Here is an 8,590-nt window from a genome sequence, read left to right on the forward strand (position 1 = left end):
TGGGGGGCGGGGGGCGCGCCGCCGCGCCCGAGGCTCAGCCGTCGTGACGGCCGGCCTTCGCGTCATGCGGGGGTCGCCCCCCGGCGGCTAACCCTCCAGGTCGACGCGGCGGCCCATGTCGGCGCCCACCTCGCGGCTGATGGCGTCGACGAGCTGGGGCGCGATGGCCGAGTCGACGGTGAGCGCGATGAGCGCCTTGCCGCCCTTGGCGTCGCGGCCGACCTGCATGCCGGCGATGTTGACCTGCTCGTCGCCGAGCAGCTTGCCGACGGCGCCGACGATGCCGGGGCGGTCGACGTAGGAGAAGAACGCCATGTGCTCGGTCGGGACGAGCTCCATGTTGTAGCCGTTGATCTCGATGATCCGCTCGGCGTGCTTGGGGCCGGTGAGGGTGCCCGACACCGACACGACGGAGCCGTCGGACATGGTGCCGCGCACCTGCACGACGTTGCGCCAGTCGGGGCTGTCCTCGCTGGTGGTGAGGGTGACCTCGACGCCGCGGTCGCGGGCCAGCAGCGGCGCGTTGACGAAGGTCACGGCCTCCTCGATGACGTCCACGAAGACGCCCTTGAGCGCGGCCAGCTCCAGGACCTTGACGTCGTGCTCGGCGATCTCGCCGCGGACCACCACGTCCAGCCGGACGGGGACGCCGCCGGCGAGGGCGGTGAAGATGCGGCCGAGCTTCTCGGCGAGCGGCAGGCCGGGCTTGACGTCCTCGGCGACGGCGCCGCCCTGCACGTTCACCGCGTCCGGGACGAACTCGCCGGACAGCGCGAGCTTCACGGAGCGGGCGACCTGGGTGCCCGCCTTCTCCTGCGCCTCGTGGGTGCTGGCGCCGAGGTGCGGGGTGACGACGACGCTGTCGTGGTGGAACAGCGGGCTCTCGGTGCACGGCTCGGTGCTGAACACGTCGATGCCGGCGCCGGCGACGCGGCCGTCCTTGAGCGCGAGGTCGAGGGCCGCCTCGTCGACGATGCCGCCGCGGGCGGCGTTGACGATGCGGACGGACGGCTTGACCTGCTGGAGCTCGCGGTCGCCGATGAGGCCGAGGGTCTCGGGCGTCTTCGGCAGGTGGACGGTGATGAAGTCGCTCTCGCGGAGCAGTTCGTCGAGCGTGACGAGCTTCACGCCGAGCTGCGCGGCGCGGGCGGCCTGGACGTAGGGGTCGAAGGCGATGACGTTCATGTCGAACGCGGCGAGGCGCTGGGCGACGAGGACGCCGATGCGGCCGAGGCCGAGCACGCCGACGGTCTTGCCCTGGAGCTCGACGCCGGTGTACTTGGAGCGCTTCCACTCGCCCTGCTTGAGCGCGGAGTGGCCCTGCGGCACGTTCCGGGCGGTGGCCAGGAGCAGCGCGATCGCGTGCTCGGCGGCGGTGACGATGTTCGACGTGGGCGCGTTGACGACCATCACGCCGGCCTTGGTGGCGGCCTCCACGTCGACGTTGTCGAGGCCGACGCCGGCCCGGGCGACGACCCGGAGCCTCTTGGCGTGCCGGAACACCTCGGCGGTGACCTTGGTGGCGCTGCGGACGATCAGGGCGTCCACGTCGGCGACGGCGGGCAGCAGCTGTTCTTTGTCGCTGCCGTCGACGTGGCGGACGTCGTAGTCGGCCTCCAGGACGGCGATGCCGGCCGGGGAGAGTTCTTCTGCGACGAGGACGACGGGCTTGCTCAAGTGGAAACAGTCCTTCGAGAAAAGTAGGTGTTCGTGTGCTGTGCAGGTGAAGTCGCGAGTCACCTCGTCGTGCCCTCGCCCCCTCCGGTGAGTCTATAACCCGGGGGCGGCGGGGGTTCGCGGCAGGGAAAGACCCGCCAGTAACTCCTGTTCGTCCTGCGTTGTAATGATTCGTCAGGCGGCGTTCGGCTCCGGCACGGAGGCGAGCACGGACGCGACCCGCTCGGCGTCGCCGACGTGCACATCGAGAACGCGCGGGAGCTGAAAGTGCGGGTCGCCCTGCTGGCCCTGGAGGAACTGGCCGACAGGGTCGCGGGCGCGGTGGCGGGACGCGCGGGCAAGGACGCTCTCGTGGCGTGCGCCGGCGCCTACCGCGCCTACGCCGCCGAGCACCCCGGACGGTACGCCGCGGCCCGCTTCGAACTCGACCCGGAGACGGCGGCGGCGAGCGCCGGGCCCCGGCACGCGGAGATGACGAGGGCGATCCTGCGCGGATACGACCTTCCCGAACCCGACCAGACCGACGCGGTGCGCTTCCTCGGCAGCGTGTTCCACGGCTACGTGAGCCTGGAGCTGGCGGGCGCCTTCGGCCACACGGCCCGCGCGGCCGACACGTCCTGGGCGTGGGCGCTGGACACCGTCGACTTCGCCCTCAGGAACCACCCGTCCCGCGCGGCCGCAGGACGGACGCGCCCCTAGCCGGAAACGCCGAGAGCAGCGGTGCCGCGTGGGCGCCCGCTGCTCTCGCGCGGTTCAGATCTCGTGCGGTGTCAGGCCGACTTCTCCCGCGGCTCGCGCTTGGGACGGTCGCGCGGGACGAGGGTCGGGTTGACGTGCTCCAGCACGGCCTCGCGGGTGATGACGACGCGGGCGACGTCCTGCCGGCTCGGCACCTCGTACATCACCGACAGGAGCACCTCCTCCATGATCGCGCGGAGGCCGCGGGCGCCGGTGCCGCGCAGGATGGCCTGGTCGGCGATCGCCTCCAGGGCGTCGTCGGTGAACTCCAGGTCGACCCCGTCGAGCTCGAAGAGGCGGTGGTACTGGCGCACCAGCGCGTTCTTCGGCTCGGTGAGGATGTTGATCAGCGCCTCGCGGTCGAGGTTGTGCACCGAGGTGATCACCGGGAGCCGGCCGATGAACTCGGGGATCATGCCGAACTTCAGCAGGTCCTCGGGCATCACGTCGCCGAGCACCGCCGACGACTCCTCGAAGTCGGACTTGGAGCGGATCTGCGCGCCGAAGCCCATGCCCTGCTTGCCGACCCGGGACTCGACGATCTTCTCCAGGCCGGCGAACGCGCCGCCGCAAATGAACAGCACGTTCGTGGTGTCGATCTGGATGAACTCCTGGTGGGGGTGCTTGCGGCCGCCCTGCGGCGGCACGCTGGCGGTGGTGCCCTCCAGGATCTTCAGCAGGGCCTGCTGGACGCCCTCCCCCGACACGTCCCGGGTGATCGACGGGTTCTCGCTCTTGCGGGCGATCTTGTCGACCTCGTCGATGTAGATGATCCCGGTCTCGGCCTTCTTGACGTCGTAGTCGGCCGCCTGGATCAGCTTGAGGAGGATGTTCTCGACGTCCTCCCCGACGTAGCCCGCCTCCGTCAGCGCCGTGGCGTCCGCGATGGCGAACGGGACGTTGAGAAGCTTGGCGAGCGTCTGCGCGAGCAGCGTCTTGCCGGATCCCGTGGGACCGAGGAGCAGGATGTTGGACTTGCCCAGCTCGACCAGGTCGTCACGGCCGGTGTCACCCGACTGGATCCGCTTGTAGTGGTTGTAGACGGCGACGGAGAGCGCCTTCTTCGCCGTCTCCTGCCCGATCACATAGGAGTCGAGGAACTCGTAGATCTCCCGTGGTTTGGGCAGGTTGTCCCACTTGAGGTCGGAGGTCTCGGAGAGCTCCTCCTCGATGATCTCGTTGCAGAGATCGATGCACTCGTCGCAGATGTACACGCCCGGACCCGCGATGAGCTTCTTGACCTGCTTCTGGCTCTTCCCGCAGAACGAGCACTTGAGCAGGTCACCACCGTCGCCGATGCGTGCCACCCAACCGTCTCCTTTTCGTGGGGCCGCCAGCCTTGGAGGATGCGGCGCAGCTGGTCTGCGTCCCGGAGGCTCACGACGTCGGGTTCGACGTTACCGCCTCCAGCGGACTTGGAAAGCCCCTCGCCCGGAAGTGTGACGACCGGGCTGGGGGACTCCCTCGTCCTCGTGCCGTCTCAGGACGACACTACCTCGGCCTTCCGCTTCCTGCTGGCGAAGACGTCGTCGATGAGGCCGTAGTCCTTGGCCTCGGCCGCCGTGAGGATCTTGTCGCGCTCGATGTCGCGGCGGACCTCCTCGATGCCCTTGCCGCTGTGCTCGGCCAGGATCGTCTCCAGCAGATCGCGGATCCGCATGATCTCGCGGGCCTGGATCTCGATGTCGCTGGACTGGCCGTAGGTGCCCTCGGTAGCGGGCTGGTGGATCAGGATCCGCGAGTTGGGCAGCGCCGCCCGCTTGCCCGGCGTCCCGGCCGCGAGCAGCACCGCCGCGGCGGACGCCGCCTGGCCGATGCACACGGTCTGGATGTCGGGCTTGACGAACTGCATCGTGTCGTAGATCGCCGTCATGGCGGTGAACGAGCCGCCCGGCGAGTTGATGTAGATGCTGATGTCGCGGTCGGGGTCGATCGACTCCAGCGTGATCAGCTGGGCCATCACGTCGTTGGCGGACGCGTCGTCGATCTGCACGCCGAGGAAGATGATCCGCTCTTCGAAGAGCTTGTTGTACGGGTTCATCTCCTTGACCCCGTACGTGGTGCGCTCGACGAACGACGGAATGATGTAGCGGTCGTCGACCGGCTTCGGAGAGCCGCCCGCGTACGCGGCGGGCCGGACCATATCGCTGAAACCGGGTCGGATGAGGTCGCTCACTGTGTGCCTCCGAATCGTTGTGAGGTCGTCAGGAGACGGGGCCCTCGGAGGGCACCTGGTTGGCGCTGAGCACGACGTGGTCGACGAACCCGTAGTCCTTGGCCTCGTCGGCGGTGAACCAGCGGTCCCGGTCGGAGTCGCGCTCGATCTGGTCGAGCTCCTGGCCGGTGTGCTCGGCGATCTTCTCGGCGAGCGTCTTCTTGACGTACAGCATCTGCTCGGCCTGGATCTTGATGTCGGAGGCGGTGCCGCCGATGCCGCCGGACGGCTGGTGCATCATGATCCGCGCGTGCGGCAGGGCGTAGCGCTTGCCCCGGGCGCCCGCGCACAGCAGGAACTGCCCCATCGAGGCGGCCAGGCCCATGCCGACCGTGACGATGTCGTTCGGGACGTACTGCATGATGTCGTAGATCGCCATGCCGGCGGTGACGGAGCCGCCTGGCGAGTTGATGTAGAGCGTGATGTCGCGCCGGCCGTCCTCGGCCGACAGCAGCAGGAGTTCGGCGCAGATGCGGTTGGCGATGTCGTCGTCGACCTGCTGGCCGAGGAAGACGATGCGCTCGCGCAGCAGCCGCTGGAACAGCTGGTCGCCCAGAGGCAACAGGGGCGCCTCGGCGACCCGCGCCTGGATCCGCGACGACTCGTCGAAAGTCGGAGGCATGCTCACCGGGTGTTCCTCCGGTCCTTTTAATCGGTTCGGATGATTGGACATTAACGCGCTCACGGGCCCACTCACGCCCGGGGGCCCGGCTTTTCGCCAGGGGCGTACCCGGCGCGGCCCGGGCGACGCGCGGGTTCCGGACGATCTTCGCCTCGCCTCGGCCCCGGCGGACCCCGCTCACGCGCACGCCCCGCACCCGTCGTACGGATGCGGGGCGTGCCCGGTGCCTCGTGGACGTCCAGGAAAAGCTCTAGGCGTCCTTGGTCTTGCCGTCCTGCTCGTCGGCAGCCTCGGCGGCCGGGGTCTCCTCAGCGGCGGCCTCAGCCGTCTCCTCGGGGGCCTCCTCCGGAGCGCCACCCTCGGCCTGCACGTCGGCGCCGTCCTCGCCGGCGTCCTCGGCCTGGACGGTCTCGCCGTTCAGCTCGCGCTGCACGGCGTCGACGTCGATCTCGTTGCCCGACTCGTCCTTGACCGTGACGTGCTCGACCACGAGGTTCAGCGCCTTGCTGCGCAGGACCTCGGAGACGATCGCCGGGAGCTGGTTGTTCTGCGTCAGGTACTCGGCGAGCTGCTGCGGCTGCACGCCCATCTGCATCGCCTGCGAGACGACGTACTCGCTGAGCTCCTCGTTCTCGACGTTCAGCTCCTCCTGGACGGCGAGCTGGTCGAGCACGAAGCCGCCCTTGACCGCGAGGCGGGCCGCGTCGGCGACCTCGGTGTCGAACTCCTCGGCGGTCTTCTCCTCTTCCTTGAGGTAGTCGTCCTTGGTCATGCCGGCCATCTGGAGCTGCTGCTCCAGCTGCTGGTTGCGGCGGCCGATCTCCTCTTCCACGACCTTCTCGGGAAGCGGGATGTCGACCTTCTCCAGGAGCGCCTCGAGGGCCTTGTCGCGCGCCTCGGACAGCTGCTGCAACTTCACCTGCCGCCCGAGCCGGACGCGCACGTCCTCGCGCAGCTCCTCGATCGTGTCGAACTCGCTGGCGAGCTGGGCGAACTCGTCGTCCAGGTCGGGCAGGTTCTTGACCTTGACGCTCTGCACGGTGACGGTGATCTCGGCCTCCTCGCCGGCGTGCTCGCCGCCGACCAGGGTGCCGGTGAAGGTCTTGTCCTCGCCCGCGGCGAGGCCGACGATGGCCTCGTCCAGCCCCTCGATCGCGGAGTTGCTGCCGACCTCGTAGGAGTAGCCCGCGGTGGAGGCGTCCTCGATCTCCTCGCCGTCGATCCGCGCGACGAGGTCGATGGTGGCGAAGTCGCCCTCCTCGGCCGCGCGCTCGGCGCCGGTGAGGGAGGCGAAGCGCTCGCGGAGGTTGTCGATGGTCTCGCCGACCTGCTCGTCGGTGACCTCGGCGTCCTCGACGACGACCTCCAGGCCGTCGTAGTCGGGCACCTCGAACTTCGGCCGGATGTCGACCTCGGCGGTGAACGCGAACTGGGTGCCGTCCTCCAGTTCGGTCACCTCGACGTCGGGCTGTCCGAGCACGAAGATCTCGGACTCCTCGACGGCGCGGCCGTACAGCTCGGGAAGCGCGTCGTTGACCGCCTCCTGGAGGACCGCTCCCCGGCCGACGTACTTGTCGATCAGCGGGGCGGGAACCTTGCCGGGCCGGAAGCCCTTGATCCGCACCTGCTGCGAGATCTCCTTGTACGCCTTGTCGAGGTTCGGCTTGAGCTCGTCGAACGGAACCTCGACGGTGAGCTTGACCCGCGTGGGGGTCAGCTCCTCGACATCGGTCTTCACTGGGGTCGGTCTCCTTGATCGGGCGCTGTCTCGGCCGCGGCGTTCGACGCGTTCTCTTCCTCTTTACGTGCGAGCCCTCGGCCTCCACGCAGCGGGCTGCGCCGTGGTGCTCGGCCGGTCAGTCTCTCGGCGGCGCGGGCACGCCGAAATACGGCTCCGCGCCTTCGCGCGGCCAAGTCTATGGGGTCGCGGCCCCGGCTGCGGACATCGGAGGCCTCAAGCCCGGCGAATCCGAGTCAGCGCCACCGTACGGGCAGTGACATGGAGCACCGGGACCCCCATACTCGTCCGGGATGAACGGGATAGCCGCGGCCTCCAGTGCGACCGGTCTCTACTACCTCGGGTTCGCCGTGTTCAAGCTCGCGGCGGACCGGATGCCCCCCGTCCGGGGCAACCGCATCCCGCACATGGTGTGGACGATCGTGAGCAACTGGGTCTTCCTGATCGCGCTCGGGATCGTGCTCGGCGGCCTCGGCCTGCAGATCCTCGCACTGCGCAACCTGCCGCTGTCCACCGCCGTACCGATCTTCATGTCGGGCATCGTGCCGCTGCTGCTGATCGCGCTGGTCTTCTTCGGCGAGCGGCTGACCCCGCGCGAGTGGCTCAGCCTGGTGCTGATCGGCGGGGCGATCCTGCTGCTGACCGCGTCGCTGCGGGGGGACGAGCCGATCGGCTCGGCCGACGCGCCGCTGTGGAAGATCGCCGCGGTGGTCGCCCCCGCGGTGCTGGTGCCGGTGCTGATCCTGGTCCTCGGCGACCATCGGCCCGACGGCCGGCACGCCCGCCCGGTGACCGGCATCGCCTACGGTCTGAGCTCGGGCTTCCCGGTCGGCACCGCCGAGCTGGCGATCAAAGGGTGGAGCGACGACGCGCACGCCACGAGCCCGCGCATCGCCGCGACGCCGTGGCCGTACCTGACGGTGCTGGCCGCGGCCATCGGGTTCGGGATCATGGTCATGGCGTTCCAGCGCTGCCGGGTCTCGATCGTGGCCACCGTGATGACCGTGAGCGCCAAGACCTACCTGCTGGTCATGGGCACGTTCCTGTACGCGGAGCCGTGGCCGCAGGACGCGGCGCACTCGGCGATGCGGCTGGGCGCGCTGGCGCTGGGCGCGGTCGCCGTCCTGCAGTTCCCCCGGCACCGGCCGATTCCGGACGAGCCCGAAGGCTCCTCCGCGGAGGGCGCCGACGCGGTGGACCCGTTCGGCACGGCGGTCGGCGGGCCGGCGCTGGGCGGCCCGAGGCTCGGCCAGCCGTACCGGCACGCTCCGCAGGTGCCGCGGCAGCGTTCCCCGTACGCGCAGGACCCGCTCGGCGAGGGTTCCCACGCCCGGCCCGAGGCCCCTCCCCCCGAGGCGGCGCCGCAGCCGCGGCGTCCCGTCCGCCCGCGGCGCCCGACCGAGACGGGCTCGGACGGTCGCTGGCGCGGCTTCGGCGACGACTGAACGGCGCCCCGCCGCCGAGCGGGGGACGCCGTTCAACGCTGTCGCCGGGTGTCAGCGCTTCTTGCCGGAGCGGCCCTTGTCCTTGCTGGGTGAACTGCCCGGGCTCCGCCACCTTTGTCATGCCCCCATTCAAACCGGACGTTCGCGGCGTCGCC

7 protein-coding genes are annotated in these 8,590 nt (G+C 69.9%); 2 read left to right on the forward strand and 5 right to left on the reverse strand.

What is annotated here, in order from left to right; translation table 11 throughout:
* Positions 1-87 precede the first annotated feature (87 nt).
* On the reverse strand, positions 88-1,677 hold the full coding sequence (serA, locus tag AB0C69_RS32960; protein ID WP_345174831.1) for a phosphoglycerate dehydrogenase: 1,590 nt from the start codon (positions 1,675-1,677) through the stop codon (positions 88-90).
* Positions 1,678-1,914: 237 nt separating this feature from the next.
* On the opposite strand from serA, the gene AB0C69_RS32965 reads away from it, so the two are divergent.
* The gene (locus AB0C69_RS32965; protein WP_360358838.1) at positions 1,915-2,376 is read left to right on the forward strand and encodes a TetR-like C-terminal domain-containing protein; all 462 of its coding nucleotides are present in this window, start codon (positions 1,915-1,917) and stop codon (positions 2,374-2,376) included.
* Between the two features lie 71 nt (positions 2,377-2,447).
* Here the strand turns inward: AB0C69_RS32965 and clpX are convergent, their stop codons facing one another.
* The 4 genes from clpX to tig all read right to left on the reverse strand — a co-directional run bounded on the left by clpX (position 2,448) and on the right by tig (position 6,990).
* On the reverse strand, positions 2,448-3,722 hold the full coding sequence (gene clpX, locus AB0C69_RS32970) for an ATP-dependent Clp protease ATP-binding subunit ClpX (RefSeq protein WP_149261596.1): 1,275 nt from the start codon (positions 3,720-3,722) through the stop codon (positions 2,448-2,450).
* Positions 3,723-3,895: 173 nt separating this feature from the next.
* Complete coding sequence (locus AB0C69_RS32975) at positions 3,896-4,558, reverse strand: ATP-dependent Clp protease proteolytic subunit (protein WP_360358840.1); 663 nt, start codon at positions 4,556-4,558, stop codon at positions 3,896-3,898.
* A 61-nt stretch (positions 4,559-4,619) separates the two neighbouring features.
* A complete protein-coding gene (locus tag AB0C69_RS32980) occupies positions 4,620-5,252 on the reverse strand; it encodes an ATP-dependent Clp protease proteolytic subunit (RefSeq protein WP_345181000.1) in 633 nt (210 codons plus the stop codon).
* Positions 5,253-5,502: 250 nt separating this feature from the next.
* Positions 5,503-6,990, reverse strand: coding sequence for a trigger factor (gene tig / locus AB0C69_RS32985; RefSeq protein WP_345180873.1), 1,488 nt, complete (start codon positions 6,988-6,990; stop codon positions 5,503-5,505).
* A 293-nt stretch (positions 6,991-7,283) separates the two neighbouring features.
* Here tig and AB0C69_RS32990 point away from each other — a divergent pair, with 293 nt between their 5' ends.
* Positions 7,284-8,435 (forward strand): EamA family transporter, encoded by a 1,152-nt coding sequence (locus AB0C69_RS32990; RefSeq protein WP_360358839.1) that lies wholly within the window; start codon positions 7,284-7,286, stop codon positions 8,433-8,435.
* The last annotated feature ends 155 nt before the right edge of the window (positions 8,436-8,590 follow it).

This window comes from Actinomadura sp. NPDC048032 (genome assembly GCF_040653175.1).
Taxonomy (GTDB): Bacteria; Actinomycetota; Actinomycetes; order Streptosporangiales; family Streptosporangiaceae; genus Spirillospora; species Spirillospora verrucosospora.

Coding starts and splice junctions, on each gene's coding strand:
- AB0C69_RS32975 (WP_360358840.1), bottom strand. CDS start 4,558: ATGGTCCGGCCCGCCGCGTACGCGGGCGGCTCTCCGAAGCCGGTCGAC.
- AB0C69_RS32980 (WP_345181000.1), bottom strand. CDS start 5,252: ATGCCTCCGACTTTCGACGAGTCGTCGCGGATCCAGGCGCGGGTCGCC.
- AB0C69_RS32990 (WP_360358839.1), top strand. CDS start 7,284: ATGAACGGGATAGCCGCGGCCTCCAGTGCGACCGGTCTCTACTACCTC.